The organism is Curvibacter sp. AEP1-3, assembly GCF_002163715.1.
Classification (GTDB): Bacteria; Pseudomonadota; Gammaproteobacteria; order Burkholderiales; family Burkholderiaceae_C; genus Allorhodoferax.
Window position 1 is genome coordinate 599,340 of the sequence record NZ_CP015698.1, and the last position, 18,603, is coordinate 617,942.

General features: G+C 61.1%; 13 protein-coding genes. 5 read left to right on the forward strand and 8 right to left on the reverse strand.

Annotation, left to right across the window (positions count from 1 at the left end; genetic code table 11):
* Window positions 1-6: 6 nt before the first annotated feature.
* Entirely contained in the window at window positions 7-777 is a 771-nt protein-coding gene (locus AEP_RS02915) for a 3-hydroxybutyrate dehydrogenase (RefSeq protein ID WP_087494009.1), read from the forward strand.
* A gap of 115 nt (window positions 778-892) precedes the next feature.
* Here AEP_RS02915 and AEP_RS02920 read toward each other — a convergent pair whose 3' ends face one another.
* The 4 genes from AEP_RS02920 to AEP_RS02935 all read right to left on the reverse strand — a co-directional run bounded on the left by AEP_RS02920 (window position 893) and on the right by AEP_RS02935 (window position 8,161).
* Window positions 893-3,352, reverse strand: coding sequence for a serine/threonine protein kinase (locus AEP_RS02920; protein ID WP_087494010.1), 2,460 nt, complete (start codon window positions 3,350-3,352; stop codon window positions 893-895).
* Window positions 3,353-3,404: 52 nt separating this feature from the next.
* A complete protein-coding gene (locus tag AEP_RS21305; RefSeq protein ID WP_087494011.1) occupies window positions 3,405-4,736 on the reverse strand; it encodes a putative bifunctional diguanylate cyclase/phosphodiesterase in 1,332 nt (443 codons plus the stop codon).
* Window positions 4,733-7,759 (reverse strand): sensor domain-containing protein, encoded by a 3,027-nt coding sequence (locus AEP_RS02930; RefSeq protein WP_087494012.1) that lies wholly within the window; start codon window positions 7,757-7,759, stop codon window positions 4,733-4,735. Before AEP_RS02930 ends, AEP_RS21305 begins: the two co-directional genes overlap by 4 nt.
* A 150-nt stretch (window positions 7,760-7,909) precedes the next feature.
* On the reverse strand, window positions 7,910-8,161 hold the full coding sequence (locus tag AEP_RS02935) for a hypothetical protein (RefSeq protein ID WP_087494013.1): 252 nt from the start codon (window positions 8,159-8,161) through the stop codon (window positions 7,910-7,912).
* A 161-nt stretch (window positions 8,162-8,322) separates the two neighbouring features.
* Here AEP_RS02935 and ompR point away from each other — a divergent pair, with 161 nt between their 5' ends.
* Window positions 8,323-9,057, forward strand: a complete 735-nt coding sequence (gene ompR, locus AEP_RS02940) for an osmolarity response regulator transcription factor OmpR (protein WP_087494014.1) — start codon at window positions 8,323-8,325, stop codon at window positions 9,055-9,057.
* A 17-nt stretch (window positions 9,058-9,074) separates the two neighbouring features.
* On the forward strand, window positions 9,075-10,484 hold the full coding sequence (locus AEP_RS02945) for an ATP-binding protein (RefSeq protein ID WP_442873350.1): 1,410 nt from the start codon (window positions 9,075-9,077) through the stop codon (window positions 10,482-10,484).
* Window positions 10,485-10,502: 18 nt separating this feature from the next.
* On the opposite strand, the gene ispF is transcribed toward AEP_RS02945, so the two are convergent.
* Together ispF and ispD are read right to left on the reverse strand one after the other, a co-directional pair.
* Complete coding sequence (ispF, locus tag AEP_RS02950) at window positions 10,503-10,982, reverse strand: 2-C-methyl-D-erythritol 2,4-cyclodiphosphate synthase (protein ID WP_087494015.1); 480 nt, start codon at window positions 10,980-10,982, stop codon at window positions 10,503-10,505.
* A gap of 91 nt (window positions 10,983-11,073) precedes the next feature.
* Window positions 11,074-11,832, reverse strand: a complete 759-nt coding sequence (ispD, locus tag AEP_RS02955) for a 2-C-methyl-D-erythritol 4-phosphate cytidylyltransferase (RefSeq protein WP_232459911.1) — start codon at window positions 11,830-11,832, stop codon at window positions 11,074-11,076.
* A gap of 141 nt (window positions 11,833-11,973) precedes the next feature.
* Here ispD and mfd point away from each other — a divergent pair, with 141 nt between their 5' ends.
* Both mfd and serB read left to right on the forward strand, forming a co-directional pair.
* Entirely contained in the window at window positions 11,974-15,453 is a 3,480-nt protein-coding gene (gene mfd, locus AEP_RS02960; protein WP_087497152.1) for a transcription-repair coupling factor, read from the forward strand.
* Between the two features lie 67 nt (window positions 15,454-15,520).
* On the forward strand, window positions 15,521-16,234 hold the full coding sequence (gene serB, locus AEP_RS02965) for a phosphoserine phosphatase SerB (RefSeq protein WP_087494017.1): 714 nt from the start codon (window positions 15,521-15,523) through the stop codon (window positions 16,232-16,234).
* Between the two features lie 50 nt (window positions 16,235-16,284).
* Here serB and AEP_RS02970 read toward each other — a convergent pair whose 3' ends face one another.
* Both AEP_RS02970 and AEP_RS02975 read right to left on the reverse strand, forming a co-directional pair.
* Window positions 16,285-17,880 carry an alkaline phosphatase D family protein gene (locus AEP_RS02970; RefSeq protein ID WP_087494018.1) on the reverse strand — a complete coding sequence of 532 codons (1,596 nt, stop codon included), beginning with the start codon at window positions 17,878-17,880 and terminating at the stop codon, window positions 16,285-16,287.
* Window positions 17,881-17,898: 18 nt separating this feature from the next.
* A complete protein-coding gene (locus AEP_RS02975; protein ID WP_087494019.1) occupies window positions 17,899-18,543 on the reverse strand; it encodes a DsbA family oxidoreductase in 645 nt (214 codons plus the stop codon).
* Between the last annotated feature and the right edge of the window lie 60 nt (window positions 18,544-18,603).

The window sequence follows — 18,603 nt, forward strand, 5'->3', positions numbered from 1 at the left end:
AGACGCATGTTGAAAGGTAAAACCGCCCTCGTTACCGGCTCCACCAGCGGCATCGGTTTGGGTATCGCCAAGGCACTGGCCGCACAAGGCGCCAACATCGTGCTTAACGGCTTTGGCGACGTCGAAGGCCCCAAGGCCGAAGTGGCCGCTCTGGGCGTGCAAGTGACCTACCACGGTGCGGACATGAGTAAGCCTGCCGAGATCGCAGCCATGATCGAGCACGCCAGGGCCACTTTTGGCGGCGTGGACATTCTGGTCAACAACGCGGGCATCCAGCATGTGGCGCGGGTCGAAAACTTCCCCATCGAGAAATGGGACGCCATCATCGCCATCAACATGAGCAGCGCCTTCCACGCCACGCGCCTGGCCCTGCCCGCCATGCAAGCCAAAAACTGGGGCCGCATCATCAACGTGGCGTCCGTCCACGGGCTGGTGGGCTCGGCCGAAAAGTCGGCCTATGTGGCCGCCAAACACGGTGTGGTGGGTCTGACCAAAGTGACAGCGCTGGAAAACGCTACCACCGGCGTGACCTGCAATGCCATCTGCCCCGGCTGGGTGCTCACCCCGCTGGTGCAAAAGCAGGTGGACGCCAAAGCTGCCGCGCAAGGCATCAGCAACGCGGACGCTACCAAACAGCTGTTGGGCGAAAAGGAGCCTTCCATGCAATTCACCACGCCCGAGGAGCTGGGCGCCTTGGCCGTGTTTTTCTGCTCCCCCGCTGGCGACAACGTGCGCGGCGTGGCATGGAATATGGACGGTGGCTGGACAGCGCAGTAATTTCGAAGAAAATCGGGCCCTGGCGCCCGATAGATATGCGCGAGAAGCTATGAATTCAATAGCAAAAAGCCCCTGCAGGAACCTGCAGGGGCTTTTCTTATTCAGACTCACACGCTCAGCTGGACTGCTTGAACGCCATCACGGCCTGGTTACGCAAGGTGCGCAGCAAGGCCAGTTCTTTTTCGTCCAACTCCAGTGCGCCATGTTTGAGCTTGTCGGCGTAAATCAGGCCGAAAGGAGCGCCCTTGATCTGCAAGGGCAAGAGCAAAAATGCCGGTGCATTCAGGCCACTGCGGTACCACGCGGGCAGCCGCTGCACGATGCGCAACTCGGCGGTGTCGCTGATCATGGTGTCGGCGCCTTTGACGCACACGACTCCGAACAAATCCGGCGAAGCAGCCTTGAGGTGGGTCTTGAAGCCTTTGATGTGCGCCTCCACGCCCTGCCCCAAACCGAAGCGGCCGGTCATCATTTCCGTCTTGGCGTCGCGCATGCAAAAAATGATGCGGTCAAACTCCAGCGCACGCAGCATGGTTTCCAAAATCATGCGCAGCACGTCGGTGAGCTTGAAGTCATCCACCATGGCGTTGGTGATGTCTTGAATGCCCGCGGAAAGTGTTTCGGCCACCAGGTTGCTGCGGCGGGTAGAAAGCGGCGCACCGGGTTCATCCAAGGGGGCGGCCTGGGTGGCTTGCAGCGCAAAGCTGCCCAGATTGCCGTCTGTTTCCGCCTGCAAGGGCGCGGCGCGGCTGGTGAGCTCTACCGGCAGCTGAAGCAACTTGGCAGCTGCAGATCCCGGCGCCACATGAATGTCCATGGCATTGGCAAGGTCCACCAGCTTGAGGCGGGCCTTGGCGGTGGCCTCGTTGACCAGCTTGATGCTGCTGCCCATCACATTCGCATACTTCTTGGTAACAGCGGCAATACGGTCGTCCACATCTTTGGCATCACTGCGCAGAAGCACGTCCGCGATTTCATTGGATGCGAGTGCAATCCACCGGATGCGCTCTGCCGCATCGGACGGGGGCGTTGGCGGCGGGGTACCTGTGGGCTTACGCATGCAGCGCTGGATACCCGGGGGTAAACCCCAGCTTTTGGCGATACCCAGGCCCAGCTCTTCATAGCTCAGCCCCAGCACACTGATGGATGCGGCTTCCTCGGTCTTGCGGTCCCGGGCTGACTGGGTCAGAGTCCGGATGTTGTTGGCCTCTTCCGGGAAATAGAACTGCGCCAACAACCGGCCCAGATTCTGGAACATGGATCCGATAAACGCCTCTTCGCTGTCGCGCACCACGGGGCAGAGCTCTCCCCCAATGGAGCCGGCCATCAGCGAGCGCAAAAACTCTTCTTTGAGCTGGGCCGCATGGGCTTTGTCCTGCATGTGCTCCAGCAATACCAAGCTGAGCGCCATATTGCGGATGCCGTTGAAGCCCACCAGGTGCACAGCCCGGGACACGGTGCTGATGCTGCCGCCCCGTGCATAGTGCGCACTGTTGACCAGACGCAACAGCTTGTTAGTCAGTGCCACGTCCTTGAGGATTTCATTGGTGACACTGCCCACGCTCTCTTTGTCAGAGCGCGCCATGCTCTGGATACGGGTCACCGAATCCGACAACGCCGGAAAGTCGCTCTTGTGCCGCATGCGCCGCAGCAAAAACTCCAGGGTGGCGTTGTTGGCCGCTTCGCTGGCTTGTGCGGGCCCTTGCAGGGACTGCACCCACAGCTCCAGCTCGCTTTGGAATACCCGTGCGCTGACAAACCGCTTGGAATTGTCTTTGGCCAGCGCCCGCAACACGATGGCACGCAGCTGATCGTCCACCCCGGCAGGCATTACCTTGGGGAGATCCAGTTGCTCGTTGGTGATACGGTAAATTGCCCGGTAGGGATCGGTCTCCATCACCAGCTGACGGCCCATCAGCATTTCCGCCAGCACCAAACCGGCCGAAAAAATGTCCATGGCGGGGCTGGGTGCAGCGCCATTTGCAGCTTCCGGGGAGATGTAGCCGATAGTGCCCCCGCTCCCGGGGTTGGACTCTTTGCTGTTGGCATCGGGGATACGGGCCGCAATGCCGAAATCCATGACCCGCGCCCGGCCCGCTCCATCGATCACGATATTGGAAGGCTTCAGGTCCCGATGTACCACACCGGCGGCATGGGCCACCGCCACGGCATCAAGTACATCCATCATCAGGGCGACTGCCTGGCTGGCTGGCAGCGCCCCATTCTGTTTCAGGTGCTGGTCCAGCGTGTTGCCGGCTATGTACTCAAACACCAGGTAAGGCTGCGCTTCGTGGATGTCAGCCTCATAGACTGGCACGATGTTGGGGTGAGTCACCCGCCCCACGCTGCGGGCCTCTTGCAGCCATTGCGCCACAGCCTGCCCGTCGACACCGGCACCCGGACGCATCACCTTGACGGCCACCTCGCGCTCCATGCGCGGGTCGAAGGCCAGCCACACCGTACTTTGGGCGCCCTTACCCAGAATGCGGATCAACTCGAACCGCCCCAACAGGCTCTTGGCTACTTGTCGACCGCGGCTGTCATCGCCGCTTCTGGCTGTCTGGTTATCTGGCATGAAAATCCGTGTGGAAGGGGCTGCTGTGGCTCAAGGCGGTGTCAGTATGTCATCAAAGTTTCGCCACTAACTTATCGGCCACATACATTTCAAAATCAATGGAGGCCAGCGGACGGCTGTACAGATAGCCCTGGAACAGCCTGCAATGGTTGGCGAGCAGGAAGTCACGTTGGCCTTCCGTCTCGACCCCCTCTGCAATCACCGCAAACCCCAGGCTCTCACCCAGTTGCAGCACAGTGCGGGCAATGGCTGCGTCGCTGGGATCGGTAAGCACGTCGCGCACAAAGGCCTGGTCGATTTTGATCTGGTCCAGGGGAAGTTTTTTCAGGTAGCTGAGCGAAGAAAATCCGGTGCCGAAGTCATCCAGCGAGCAGCCCACGCCCAGCGCATGGAGACTGTGCATCTTGGCGATGATGTCGTTCATGTCCTGGACCAACATGCTTTCCGTCAATTCCAGCTTCAGGCGGGCGGCCACCACACCATGTCGCTCCATAGCACTGGCCACCTGCTGTACAAAATCTGCCTGCAAAAACTGCTTGGCACTGACGTTGACCGACAGGCTCAGCCCTGCCATGACAGGCAGCTTGGCCCAACGCTGCAAGGTTTGGCAAGCCTCTTGCAACACCCAGCTTCCCAATGGAAGTATGAGCCCAGACTCCTCTGCCACCGGAATGAAGTCACCGGGTGACACCAGCCCCAGTTGGGGATGGCGCCAGCGCAGAAGCGCCTCTGCACCCATGGCCCGCCCGTCGGACTGCACCTGCGGCTGGTACACCAGAAAGAACTCGTTGCGGGCAATACCCCGCTCTATGTCACGCTCCAGGGTATTCGCCTCGGCTGTTTCCGTCAGCAAAATGTGCACCAGCGCCAACATCCCCAACATCGCTGTACTGGCATTGATCCACACGCCGATCCTGCGCACAGATGCAGGTATGTTGAATTCAGAAGGGATGCTCCAGGACGTGCTGGCGAACACCACAAACGTTACCATCAGCACGGCTGTCAGGGACCACCGCAGAACCGGCGGTTCATTGCGCAACACGAGCAAGGACGCCAGGGTCAAGACCAGCAAAAAGAGGTGGGAGGTTCGCGGAGCCACTGCATCCGGAACATCAAAGTAGAGGGAGAACAGACCGATCACGACATACGTCACCAGCGACACCAACAAGAAAGCCGCCCGCGTCCGGCGCAAATGCGTCAACCAGGCAACACACCCCCCGGTCAACAACAACCCGAACTCAACGACGGCCACCTCGTACTCGCCGGTCAGTCCGAAGAACACCGACCACCCTGCCCCCAAGCCCATCAACAGACCGGCACTCACCCACAGAATCAGGCGGATTCGGTGCCGGTGGATGCCGGATCTGAGCTCATTCGAATTCATGCCACGTCTTCCCGGACCGAGACAGCATGGACATAGCGCAAAAACTCATCGGCAGGCACCGGCCGGCTGTACAAATAGCCTTGGTAACTGTTGCATCCGTTTGCAACCAAAAAGTCGCGTTGCTCACCGGTTTCAACCCCTTCGGCGATGACCTTCAGGCCCAGCGTTTTGCCCAGTGCCAAGATGGTTTGAACGATGGCGGCATCGTTCGGGTCGGTCAACACATCCCGGACAAAGGACTGGTCAATCTTGAGCTGATCCAGCGGCAAGCGCTTGAGGTACGAAAGTGATGAATAGCCCGTGCCGAAATCATCGAGCGAAAAGCCGACACCACGGGCGCGCAGGGCAGACATCTTGACGATCACATCGTCCAGGTTGTCGGCCAACAGACTTTCAGTGAGCTCCAACTTGAGGCAGTGCGGATTGGCACCGGTGTAGTCCAGCATGTCCAGAATATGCTGCGCAAAATCCTGCTGCCGGAATTGCCGGGAGCTGACGTTGACAGCCAGCGTCAGCGCGCGAGTCTCCGGGTCCGCGGCCCAAGCGACCAGCTGGGCGCATGCGGCCTCCAGAATCCAGCTGCCCAAGGTCAGGATCTGGCCCGAGTCTTCTGCCACCGGAATGAACTCCGCCGGCGACACCATGCCACGCGTTGGATGGTTCCAGCGCAACAGGGCCTCGGCCCCCATGACGCAACCTGATTTATCTACCTGTGGCTGGAAAAACAACTCAAACTGACCGAACAAAATGCCTTGGCGTATGTCGGCCTCCAGCTCAGCGCGCTTGGTAACTGCTGCCTGCATTTGCGGGTCGTAAAAGCGCAAGCCATTGCGACCTGCGCCTTTGGCTTGGTACATCGCGAGGTCCGCCTGCTTCAAGAGATCTTCCACCTCGACCTCATGGCCATTGAAAAGCGTCAGGCCCATGCTGGGCGTGCTGTGGAACTCATGGCCGGCGAGCTGATAGGGCCAATTCAACTTGGCGATGATTTTTTCACCCACTGCCGTCGCCTGAGAGGCTGCAATGTCATGGAATTCGTCCAGGCCTTCAAGCATCACCACATATTCGTCGCCACCCAGCCGGGCAACCGTGTCTTCTTCCCGCACGGTATCGAGCAAGCGTTGCGCAACCTGCTGCAGCAGCAAGTCCCCCTTGTCATGCCCCAAGGTGTCGTTCAGGTTCTTGAAGTGGTCCAGGTCAATGAACAACAGTGCGCCGCAATGGGCACTGCGCGCACTGCTGGCCAGGGCGTGCCGCAAACGGTCGATCAGCATGCGGCGGTTCGGCAAGCCGGTCAGCGGGTCGTAAAACGCGAGCTGACGAATCTGGTCTTCGGCCGCCTTGCGTTGCGTGATGTCGGTCACTGTCGCAACAAAATGGCTGACTGCTCCGGTTTCATCATTGACCGCCGTGATGTGCAGCCACTGGGGATGGATTTCGCCATTTTTGCGGCGGTTCCACATCTCGCCTTGCCACGTACCGGTACTGGCCAACGAGGCATTCAGCTCCTCGTAAAAGGCATTGTCATGCCAGCCTGAGCTGAACATGGTCGGGGTGTTGCCGATGACTTCTACATCCTCATAGCCCGAGATCCGGGTAAACGCCTCGTTAACCCGCAAAATCCGCCGATGCGCATCGGTGACCATCATGCCCTCCTGGGCTTCGAATGCGGTCGCCGCCACCCGCAACTCGGCTTCAGTTTGCTTGCGCTCACTGAGGTCAATATCAAATCGGAACAGCTCCTTGTCGTTGCCGTGCCCGGCCACCGCGGCATGGCCCGTCAGAACCGGCACTTCCCGACCCGTTCTGTGCAGCAACATCATTTCGCGAGCTTCGGGCGCCCGGCCCGATTCCAGCATGCCGGCAATCAAACTCCTGAATTCTGATCGCGCCTCCGGTGGCACCAACACCTCGACCAGATTGCGCCCCAAAACTTCCTCCTCGCTATAGCCATAAAGCAGTTCAGAGGCATGATTCCAGTAAGTAATCGTACCGTCAGGCGTGAACCCTTGCACGGCCACTGCACTGATGTTTTGCAACAGGCTGCGAAATCGCATTTCCGACGCACGAAGGGCCTCGGCAGCAGCATGACGGTTGGTCACATCCCGTGCGAGCAGCACGACCAGGTTGTCGTCACCTTCCTCCGCACCGAGTGCGTGGGTGCGCCCCTCCAGGCGACGGGGTCCCTGAAGGGTGGGCAAGTCGACTTCAAACGTGAGTGTGGTACTGGTCTGCAACGTAGCCCGGATCTGACTCAGCACCCGGTCTGCTTCAGATGCCGGAAAAACGTCATGCAGTGTGTGGCCGACCATGCCGGAAACGTTCATGCCCGAACCCGGGCCGACCTGACTGAGCACCTCCACCAATTTGCCGTCTTTGTCCAGGAGGCACAGCAGGTCCGGTATGGCATGGACGGTGGCACGCAAGCGGGCCTCGTGGGCGCGCAGCGCATCTTCGCCCTGCAAGCGTTGGCGTGCATCGTCCATAATGCGGCCCAGGCCCCAGGCTGCCAAGGCATAAATCAACCAGGCGGACAACATCCGGGAGAAATCCGGGTCCGTGACACCCGGTTGAAAGAACAACAGGCAGGCCAAGGTCAGCAGCTGGCTGACCAAACTGAACAACGGCATCCACCCCAGCCACTGCTCGCGAACCGCGGTGCGACCCCACTGGTGATACGCCAATCCCGCAGCCGTGCTCACCACCATGGCCAGCACTCCGCTCCAACCGGCGAAGTCGCCCACATCAAGATAAAAAAGCAGCGCCAGCGCAGCCGCCAAGCAAGCGGCCACCGGCCCGCCTATTGCCGCCGCCATGCTCAGCACGACGGTGCTTCCATTGACCTGCAAGCCGGGGGACAACGACACCGGATTCAAAACGGCCACCATGCAAATGGCAGCGAACAAAAAACCGGTAGCAACCTCGCTCAGCACCCCTCTCCTGCGCAAGGAGCGGATGGTGAAGCTGTAAGTGAGGCTGAGCGCCAGCAACAAGGCGACGCTTTTGACAAGGTCTAATGCCAAGGGGCGCTCCCGCAGCCAAGATCGTTATGGAAAACCAAACGTCTCTCCCTGAATAGTTATTCGGGAGATTATGGCGCGCAGCCTGTTTTTTGAGCAGCGTCTTTTATAGGGATTTCGCTAGCTTTTGCGGGCTTATGGGCCCGAAGCCATTCACTGGCTGCTTTGCTCGCGCAACTGCCGGCGCAATTGCTGTCGCTGGCTTGCATCCAGGCCCGCATTGCCTCCGGCGGCTTGCTCCCCGTTGGATCGCAGCACCGCCTTCAGCTCACTCCGGCGCTTGGCTCCGTCGGTCGGGGCAGGACGAGATGCTTCCGCACCTGGGCCCGGGCGGGGCGCAGTGGGCTGCGCCCACACGGTGGTGCAAGCCAGCAGGGACGGGACAATGATCCGGATTAGGTGCATGATCGACAGTCAAATAGCGAACCTTGATGGTGGCAGTTCGGCCGGCGCAACGCTGTAAAGCGCGCCCCAGATTTGTAACATAGTGTCAAAGCTGGGCCTTACGCCGGTGGTTTGTGGCTCCATCCGCGCAAAATCCGGCCTGTTACATATTTGAGGACGACATGCAAGCCCAATCCAACCGACCCAACAAAATCCTTGTGGTGGATGATGACGCGCGCATCCGTGACCTGCTGCGCCGCTACCTCACCCAGGAAGGCTTTGAAGTGTTGTTGGCCGAAGACGGCAAATCCCTGACCCGCATCATGCTCCGGGAGACGGCCGACCTCATCGTGCTGGATTTGATGATGCCGGGCGAAGACGGCCTCTCCATCTGCCGCCGCCTGCGTGCTGCCAACGATGTGACCCCCGTCATCATGCTGACCGCCAAGGGCGAGGACATTGATCGTATCGTGGGACTGGAAGTCGGGGCGGACGATTATCTGGGCAAGCCCTTCAACCCCCGTGAATTGCTGGCACGCATCCACGCTGTGCTGCGCCGCCGGCCTACCCAGGAAGCCCCGGGCGCGCCATCCAGCGACAACGAAATCGTCAGGTTCGGCACGTTTGTGTTTGACCTCGGACTGCGCACCCTGAAAAAAGCGGATCAGGAAATCACCCTCACCACCGGTGAATTCGCCATGCTCAAGGCACTGGTGCGCCACCCCCGCATTCCGCTCTCCCGCGAAAAGCTGGCGCAGTTGTCCCGTGGCCGCGAGTTCGAGCCTTTCGACCGCAGCCTGGACGTTCAGGTTTCCCGACTGCGTAAGCTGTTGGAAACCGACCCCACCACCCCCCGCTTTATCCAGACGGTCTGGGGTGTAGGCTACGTATTTGTTCCAGACGAAGCATCCGCCTGAGCCACAGGTTTCACCGATTGCAAGCTACCCAAATTCCCGACTTTGACGCCAGCGCTCCGGCCGACCTAGCGGAGGATGAACCCAGTGGATGGCGCAAGCCGTTCTCCCGGGTCAGTCTGTTCTGGCGCACCTTTTTCCTGATCGCCATTCTGCTGATCGGCAGCATCCTGGCGTGGCTGCAGACTCTGCGAGCCCTGGAATTTGAACCCCGTGCCGTGCAGACAGCCCAGTTGCTGGCCTCCCAGGTCAATCTGAGCCGGGCGGCGTTGGTCTATGCCGACGGCATTGCCCGCATTTCACTCATCAAGACCATGAAGGATGAGGAAGGTCTGCGCATCGTGCCGCGCGAGCCTAGCGACACCTTTGAGTCCAAGGACAACGACGCCTTCAGCCGCCGGGTCGTGGCTGAGCTGGGCACCCGCCTGGGCAAGGGCACCGTGGTGGCCAGCAGCATGAATGGCCAGCCGGGCCTGTGGGTCAGCTTTGTAATCGACGGGGATGATTACTGGCTACAAACCGACCAAGCCAAGTTCAACCCTGCAGGTGGCACGACCTGGCTGATCTGGCTCTTGGTAGCCACTGTCATGTCCCTGGCCGGTGCGGCACTGATTGCGGGCCTGATCAATCGCCCACTCAAAGAGCTTTCGTTTGCGGCCAGCCGCATGCGTGAAGGCAACTTCAGCGCCAGCCAGCTGGATGAACATGTCAACACCAGCGAAATCCGCGAGGTCAATATCGGCTTCAACCGCATGGCCCAGAAACTGGCCAAAGTGGAGCAAGACCGCGCGCTGATGCTGGCCGGCATTTCGCACGATCTGCGCACCCCTCTGGCCCGCCTGCGCCTGGAAACCGAGATGAGCGTCAACAACGAAGAGGCCCGCGCCCACATGGCGGCGGATATCAGCCAGCTCGACGCCATCATCGACAAGTTTCTCGACTACGCCCGACCTGACCGGGTGAGCCTCACGCCTGTGGTCTTGGGCGACGTGGTGGACACCTGCATTTATTCCATGCGCAAGCTGCCGGACGTGCAAGTGCGTGTGGACATGGAAGATGACATGCTGGTCTATGCCGATGAGGTAGAGCTAGGCCGAGTCATTACCAACCTGCTGGAGAACGCCCGGCGTTATGGAAAATCAGTGCATACCGGCATTGCGGACATCCACATTTCGGCAATAGCCAAAGACAAGTGGGTGCTGGTGAAGGTCCGTGACCACGGCATCGGTGTCGCGCCCGAACAGCTTTACCAGCTCACCCAGCCTTTTTTTCGCGGCGAAGCTGCACGCACCGCCGCCAACGGAGCCGGTTTGGGACTGGCCATTGTTGAAAAAACCATGCAGCGCATGGGCGGCACTTTTCATATAGCCAACTCCAGCTCCGGGGGCTTGTCGGCCAATCTGCGTCTGCAGCGGGCCACCCGCTTCTGACACCTACGATCAGAAAGCTCAGGGTTTACTAAGCAACACGACGGCTCGCGCCTCCATGGCGCGACCCTCTCCCACCGGGCCCATCTTCTCTGCCGTTTTGGCTTTGACGTTCACGCAGCCGATATCCAGATCCAGCACAAAAGCAATGCGCTCCCGCATGGCCTGAATGTGCGGTGCCAGCTTGGGCGCCTGGGCGATCACGGTGCTATCGAGGTTGACGATGTGGTAGCCCAGCGCCCGCACATCGGCTGCCACTTTGGCGAGCAGTACGGTGGAATCGGCGCCTTTGTACTGAGCATCCGTGTCTGGAAAGTGCTTGCCGATGTCACCCAACGCTGCGGCCCCGAGTAGTGCGTCGGTAATGGCGTGCAGCAAGGCGTCGGCGTCCGAATGGCCCAGCAAGCCCTTTGTATGGGGGATCTCGACGCCGCCCAGAATGAGCTTGCGGCCTTCGACCAGTTGGTGGGTGTCCCAGCCTTCACCGATGCGGATGTTCATGTATGGATTCCGGTTTTTGCTTCAAATTTGCCTCTCGCGCCCATGGAATATGCGCGAGCAGCTATGAAAAAGATAGTATTTCCGCCAACCATCAGACTCGCGCAGCCAGCACCGCGGCAGCCAGCGCAAAGTCTTGCGGGTAAGTGACCTTGAAATTCTGCGCACTGCCTTCGACGAGCTTAGGGCTTTGCCCCATGAACTCCAGCGCGCTGGCCTCATCCGTCACCGCATCACCGGCCGACCGCAAGGCAGTCTGCAGGGCACCGATGCGGAACATCTGCGGCGTTTGGGCCAGCCACTTGTCACTGCGGTCTATCGTCGCGGCTACGCGGCCGCCCTGTTCTTGCTTCAGGGTGTCGGGCAGCTTCAAGGCCAGCAGACCACCGACGGCATCGTGCTGGCACGCGTCAATCAGCCGGTCCACATCGGCGGCTGTGAGCAGACAGCGCGCGGCATCGTGCACCAGCACCCAATCCTGCGCTTGAGCACCCTGCTCCAGCAAAGCAGAAAGTCCATTCAACACACTTCCAGCGCGGGTGGAACCTCCGCAGGCAGCTACAAAAACAGGAGCACCTTCAGGCGCGTGTGCAGACCCAAAGAAAGTATCCCCGGCCGACACCACCACCTGAATACCCGCCAATCGCTCCACCGCAGCCAAGGCCTGCAGGGTGTGCAGCACCATGGCCCGGCCGCCCAACACGGCGTATTGCTTGGGGCCGGCAGCACCTGAGCGGCTGCCAGTGCCTGCGCAGGGCACCAGACCCCAAAGTCGAGGATCCGCAGCGGAGTGTGACGGGACCGGGCGCGCGTCGGCAGGCGACAAAGGGGATATGGGAGGTGTTTGGGTCATAGAGGGAGCGACCATTCTAAAATCACTCCAGCGCAATCCAGCCCCACACCCGATTTTTCTGGCGTGGGGCTGTTTGCACGCCAGCCGCCCTTTCAGGCGGCTGCACCTATTTTGGCCGCCCAGACTGCACCCCACCGATTCATGGATCTTCCCAAGCTTACCCCCGGCAAACGTTTCACCCTGCCCCGCCCCACCGGCTCTGCCGACGCCATGTTGCTGGCGCGCCTAGGCACCCGGGAGAAAGCAGCGGGCAAGCCGATGACGGTGGTGACGGCAGACGCAAGCGACGCACAGCGCCTTTTGGAAGAAATTGCCTTCTTCGCGCCCGACTTGCGCTGCGCCCTCTTCCCCGACTGGGAAACCCTGCCTTACGACACCTTTTCGCCCCACCAGGATTTGATCAGTGAGCGTCTGGCCACGCTGTGGCGAATCAGCCAGCGCGACAAGGAAAATGGGGCTGACGTGGTCATCGTGCCCGCCACCACCGCGCTGTACCGCTTGGCCCCCCCCAGCTTTCTGGCGGGCTACACCTTCGAGTTCAAGGTCAAACAAAAGCTGGACGAGGCACGCCTCAAAAGCCAGCTCACGCTGGCAGGCTACAGCCATGTCACGCAGGTGGTGAGTCCCGGCGAATACGCGGTGCGCGGCGGGCTGATCGACCTCTTCCCCATGGGAAGCCTAGTACCTTACCGCGTAGACTTGTTTGACGACGAGATCGACAGCATCCGCACCTTCGACCCCGACAGCCAGCGCAGCCTGTACCCGGTGCCCGAAGTGCGCCTCTTGCCCGGCCGCGAGTTCCCCATGGACGACGACGCCCGTGCCAAGTTCCGCAGCCGCTGGCGCGAATTGCTGGACGGCGACCCGACCAAGAGCCGCATCTACAAGGACATCGGCAATGGCGTAGCCACCGCGGGTATTGAGTACTACCTGCCGCTGTTCTTTGAAGAAACAGCCACCGTGTTCGACTACGTGGGCGAAGACGCCACCGTGGTGCTACATGGCGACTTGGAGCCGGCCTTCCAGCGTTTCTGGCAAGACACCAAAGACCGCTACCGCCTGGTACAGGGCGATCCGGACCGCCCGGTGCTGCCGCCCGAGAGCCTGTTTCTCGGCACGGAGCAGTTTTACGCCAAGGCCAACGAGCATGCCCAACTGGCCATTCGCGCCCAGTCCGAAGGCACCGAGTTTTCTGAGGTCAGCCCGCTGCCCGAGCTGGGCGTGGTGCGCGGCACCGAAGAGCCGCTGGCCTTGCTCAAACAGCACGCCCGCAACACCCAGCAGCGCCTGCTGGTGCTGGCCGAGAGCGATGGCCGGCGCGAAAGCCTGCTGGACTTTTTGCGCGCCTCACAGTTCAGCCCGCCCGCCTTTGACAGCCTGCACGAATTTCTGGACAGCAAAGAGCCCATAGGCATTGCCACCTCGGGTCTGACCAAGGGCTTCAGCTGGCTGGAAGCCGGCATTGACCTGATCACCGAGACCGAGCTGTTTGCCGCCGGCCCCACGACACGCCGCCGCAAAAAGCAAGAGCAAGTCAGCGATGTGGAAGCGCTGATCAAAGACCTCTCCGAGCTCAACGTGGGCGACCCGGTGGTGCACAGCGCGCACGGCATAGGCCGCTACCGTGGGCTGATGCACATGGACATGGGCAACAAAAACGCCGCCGGTGAGCCTGAGTTGCAAGAGTTTTTGCACCTGGAATACGCCGACAAGGCCACGCTCTATGTGCCGGTGAGCCAGCTGCAGCTGATTTCCCGCTACACCGGCGTGAGCGCTGACGAAGCACCCCTGCACCGCCTGGGCAGCGGCCAGTGGGAAAAAGCCAAGCGCAAGGCCGCTGAGCAGGTGCGCGACAGTGCGGCCGAGCTGCTCAATATCTACGCCCGCCGTGCCGCCCGCGAAGGACACCCCTTCCGCTACAGCCCGGGCGATTACGAGACCTTTGCCAACGACTTCGGCTTTGACGAAACCGCCGACCAGAAGGCCGCCATCCACTGCGTGATCCAGGACATGATTTCCCCTCGCCCCATGGACCGCCTGGTCTGCGGCGATGTGGGTTTCGGTAAAACCGAGGTGGCTTTGCGAGCCGCCTTTATTGCCGTGACGGGCGGCAAGCAGGTGGCGTTTCTGGCGCCTACGACCCTCTTGGCTGAGCAGCACTTCCAGACCCTGGTGGACCGCTTCAGCAAGTGGCCGGTGAAGATTGCCGAGATGAGCCGCTTTCGCAGTGGAAAGGAAATTACCGCTGCGCTCAAGGGTGTGGCTGATGGCACGGTGGACATTGTGGTGGGCACGCACAAGCTGTTGTCTGAGTCCACCCAGTTCAAAAACCTGGGGCTCTTGATCATCGACGAAGAGCACCGTTTCGGCGTGCGCCACAAAGAGCAAATGAAGGCGTTGCGGGCCGAGGTGGATGTGCTGACGCTCACCGCGACCCCTATCCCGCGTACGCTGGGCATGGCACTGGAAGGCCTGCGCGACTTGAGCGTAATTGCCACCGCCCCCCAGCGCCGCCTGGCCATCAAGACCTTTGTGCGCACCGAGGGCAACGGCGTGATCCGCGAAGCAGTGCTGCGCGAACTCAAGCGCGGCGGGCAAGTCTACTTCTTGCACAACGAGGTGGAGACCATCGAGAACCGCCGCCAGAAACTCGAAGAGCTGCTGCCCGAAGCCCGCATTGCCGTGGCCCACGGCCAGATGCCGGAGCGCCAGCTGGAAGCCGTGATGCGCGACTTCGTGGCCCAGCGCTACAACCTGCTGCTGTGCTCCACCATCATCGAAACCGGCATTGACGTGCCGAGTGCCAACACCATTGTCATGAGCCGCGCCGACAAGTTCGGCCTGGCGCAGCTGCACCAGTTGCGCGGCCGCGTGGGGCGAAGCCACCACCAAGCCTATGCCTACCTGATGGTGCCCGACCTGGAAGGCCTGACCAAACAGGCCCAACAGCGCCTGGACGCCATACAGCAAATGGAAGAACTGGGCAGCGGCTTTTACCTGGCCATGCACGACCTGGAAATCCGGGGGGCCGGCGAAGTGCTGGGCGAAAACCAGAGCGGCAACATGCTGGAAGTGGGCTTTCAGTTGTACAACGAAATGCTGTCGGAAGCCGTGCGCTGCCTCAAGAACGGCCAGGAGCCGGACCTGCTGAGCCCGCTCAACGTCACCACCGAGATCAACCTGCACGCCCCCGCCCTGCTGCCCGATGACTATTGCGGCGACGTGCACCTGCGCCTGTCCTTTTACAAAAAACTGGCGACCGCCAAGACTACCGACCAAGTGGACGGGCTGCTGGAAGAAATTGTGGACCGCTTCGGCAAGCTGCCGGCCCAGGCCCAGACGCTGATTGACGTGCATCGCCTGCGCGTGATCGCCAAGCCTTACGGGGTGATAAAGGTTGACGCCGCACCCGGCGTCATCCACATCACCTTCAAGAAGAACCCGCCGGTGGAGATGATCAAGCTCATCGAGCTGATCCAGAAGAACAAGCACATCAAGCTGGCCGGCAATGAGAAGCTGCGCATCGAGCGCGAGCTGCCCGAAGTCAAAGACCGGGCACAGATGGTGCGCGACATCCTGCGATCCCTGGGGCAACCCGTCGCGGAGAAGGCCTCCGCATAAACCAAATTGGCCTCTGGCGCCCATTCCGTGTGCGCGAGCAGCTACTAAACTTATAGCAAACCACCCTATGCCCAGCAACGAAATTTCTCCCGGCCTCGTCGTCCAGAACCTACCCGATGCACTGCACTTGAGCGACTACAAGCTTATCGCCTTCGACATGGACTCGACCCTCATCAACATCGAGTGCATCGACGAGATTGCTGATGCGGTAGGACGCAAGGCCCAGGTGGCCGCCATCACCGAAGCCGCCATGCGCGGCGAGATCACCGACTTCAAAGACAGCTTGCGCCGCCGTCTGGCCCTGCTGCAAGGCGTGACCGAGGCCGACCTGCACGCCGTCAAAACCGAGCGACTGCGTTTGAACCCCGGCGCGGCTGCGCTGGTCTCCGCCTGCAAACAAGCGGGGCTCAAAGTGCTGCTGGTGAGCGGCGGATTCACCTACTTTGCCTCGCACGTGTGCGAGCTGCTGGGCATCGACTTCATGCGCTCCAACGCTTTGCAAATCGACAACGGAGCGCTGACGGGTGCCCTGGTGCAGCAGGCTTGGGGCGACATTTGCGACGGCGCCGAGAAACGCCGCACGTTACTGGAAGTCGCGTCCTTGATGAACATCCGCCCCGATCAGTGCATTGCCATGGGCGACGGCGCCAACGACCTGCCCATGATGGGCGCAGCCGGCCTCTCGGTGGCTTACCACGCCAAGCCCGCCGTGCGCGAGCAAGCGCAGGTCGCCATCAACGAGGGCGGTTTGGATCGCCTGTTGGAAGTACTGAAGGCCTGATGGTCTGCTGAGGACCCTGAGGAGACGGTTGGAACGCTTGCCAAGCTCCCTCAGACGCTGTTCACCTTGGGCTGCCCCTGTTCCACCACAAACGCTGCCAGCGTGCTCACACCGCTGTCTAAACGGGTCGCATCGTCCACCACCCGCAGGCTCACGCTGAGCTGCTGCGGGGTGAACTCCGCCACCCCATAGCCGCGCCGCTCGCGGTCGGCCATGACGAAGTGCGGGTTCTCCGCCAATACTTCCGCCAGACCTTTGTTGTCTCCACCACGGGAGGTGATGCTGGTGCCGCAAAACTCCACGCCCACCGCTTTGCTGTCCGGACGCGCGTAATCAGCTTTCACATGGCCGACCCAGTTGGAGTGCACATCGCCCCCCAAAAACACCGGGTTGCTGACCTTGTGGCGCTGCAAGGCGTGTGTGAGACGGGACCGTGCAGGCGCATAGCCGTCCCATCCATCGTTGTGGAGCACCAGGCCGTCGCCGGGTCTGAAATCCCGCTGCCCGAACACGGTCTGCTGAGCGATCACACTCCAGGTGCCACCGCCTGCCACCAAGGACTGATCCAGCCAGCCCTCCTGCTCCTTGCCCAATAAGGAACGGGAGGGATCGTTCCAGCTCGCGCAGGCCGCAGGATTCACCCCGCTGGAGCCGAATGCCCCTCCTTTGGTACAGGCCTGCCGGTCGCGGTACTGGCGGTCGTCCACCGTGTGCAGCACCGCCAAACGACCGAAGGCTACACGGTCATACAAGCGCAGCTCGCTACCGGGCTGCATTGCACCCGCCAAGGCTTTTTGCAGCACGGAAGCGCGCAGGGGCATGTGTTCGTAATAGGCTTGGTAGGCCGCCAGACGGCGTGCGGCAAAGTCCGGCGCCTCGGGGCCGAAAGTACCTTGCACCCCGCCGGCATAGTCGTTCTGCACCTCATGGTCATCCCAGGTCATGATCCACGGGCAGGCAGCGTGCATGGCCTGCAAATCACCGTCACTCTTGTACAGCGCATAGCGGGCGCGGTAATCATCCAAGGTGATCGTGGCGCTGGTGGGCACGCGCCGCACCGACTTGCTGCTGCCACCGTATTCGTAGATGTAGTCACCCAGGAACATGACGGCATCCAGATTTTCAGCCCGCATGTGCCGGTAGGCACTGTAAAAGCCATGCTCCCAATGCTGGCAGGACGCATAGGCCAGACGCAGCCTCTGCGCGGCGGCGCCGGGCGCGGGGAAGGTGCGGGTGCGCCCCATAGCGCTCACCGCCGTGCCGACTTGGAAGCGATAGAAATACCAGCGGTCCGGCTCCAGGCCCTGCACTTCTACGTGTACCGAGTGCGCCAGCTCCGGAACTGCATTCACCGAGCCGGTTTGCACCATGCGTTGGAAGCCTTCGTCATGCGCCACCTCCCAGCGCACAGCTATTGGGGAGGAACCCCATGCGGCAGTGTCAGCCGCTTGAAGCTGTACCAAACGTGTCCACAACACCACCGAATCGTGTCTGGGTGAGCCACTGGCGACGCCCAGTGCAAAAGGGTCACTGACCAATCGGGGCTGAGCGCGGGCACCGTCCGGCAGCCACAAGCCCCCTGCAATGGCACCGGCCATCGCCAACACACGGCGCCGGTCGAGGAACGGTGGAGTGTCCGCAGCCATGATCAATACGCGGGGCGCCTACTCCGCAGCGATCTGGCGCAAAGCTTGTTCAAACACCTCCGGCGGCTGCCCACCGGAAATCAAGTGCCGGTCATTGATCACCACCGCCGGCACCGAGTGAATGCCGGCATTCAAATAGAACTGCTCTTGCTCCCGCACCGCGTCGGCAAACTCATCGCCTGCCAGCACCTCGCGTGCCTCGTCGCCGGACAAACCCACCGATTCGGCCGCCTCTATCAACACAGCATGCTGGCTCGGGTCCTTGCCGTCGGTGAAATAAGCCTTGAACAGCGCTTTTTTGAGGGCTGTCTGCAAGCCGGTGTCTTCGGCCCAGTGCAACAGCCGGTGCGCATCGAAGGTGTTGTAGATACGGGCGCGCTTGTCCATGTTGAAGGTGAAGCCCAGCACCTCACCCCGGGCGCGGATGTTCTCGCGGGCGGCAGCGGCTTGCTCCGGGCTGGAGCCGTACTTCTTGCTCAGGTGCTCGGTAATGTCCTCCCCTTCGGGCACCATCTGCGGGTTGAGCTCGAAGGGTTGGAACTGCATCTGTACTTCGACCTCGCCTTGAAGGCGGGAAAGTGCAGTTTCCAGGGATTGCAAGCCGATGGCGCACCAGGGGCAGGACACATCGGAGACGAAATCAATTTTGAGCGTAGTGGTCATATGAGGCCGGTCGCCTATTTCCGGCACCGGTGTGTTGGTTTTCACAATAAATGGTGCGGT

What these genes read in the sequence shown, in the direction of transcription:
- AEP_RS02915 (WP_087494009.1), top strand. Translation starts at nt 7, where the DNA reads ATGTTGAAAGGTAAAACCGCCCTCGTTACCGGCTCCACCAGCGGCATC.
- AEP_RS02920 (WP_087494010.1), bottom strand. Translation starts at nt 3,352, where the DNA reads ATGCCAGATAACCAGACAGCCAGAAGCGGCGATGACAGCCGCGGTCGA.
- AEP_RS21305 (WP_087494011.1), bottom strand. Translation starts at nt 4,736, where the DNA reads ATGAATTCGAATGAGCTCAGATCCGGCATCCACCGGCACCGAATCCGC.
- AEP_RS02935 (WP_087494013.1), bottom strand. Translation starts at nt 8,161, where the DNA reads ATGCACCTAATCCGGATCATTGTCCCGTCCCTGCTGGCTTGCACCACC.
- ompR (WP_087494014.1), top strand. Translation starts at nt 8,323, where the DNA reads ATGCAAGCCCAATCCAACCGACCCAACAAAATCCTTGTGGTGGATGAT.
- ispF (WP_087494015.1), bottom strand. Translation starts at nt 10,982, where the DNA reads ATGAACATCCGCATCGGTGAAGGCTGGGACACCCACCAACTGGTCGAA.
- ispD (WP_232459911.1), bottom strand. Translation starts at nt 11,832, where the DNA reads ATGACCCAAACACCTCCCATATCCCCTTTGTCGCCTGCCGACGCGCGC.
- mfd (WP_087497152.1), top strand. Translation starts at nt 11,974, where the DNA reads ATGGATCTTCCCAAGCTTACCCCCGGCAAACGTTTCACCCTGCCCCGC.
- serB (WP_087494017.1), top strand. Translation starts at nt 15,521, where the DNA reads ATGCCCAGCAACGAAATTTCTCCCGGCCTCGTCGTCCAGAACCTACCC.
- AEP_RS02970 (WP_087494018.1), bottom strand. Translation starts at nt 17,880, where the DNA reads ATGGCTGCGGACACTCCACCGTTCCTCGACCGGCGCCGTGTGTTGGCG.
- AEP_RS02975 (WP_087494019.1), bottom strand. Translation starts at nt 18,543, where the DNA reads ATGACCACTACGCTCAAAATTGATTTCGTCTCCGATGTGTCCTGCCCC.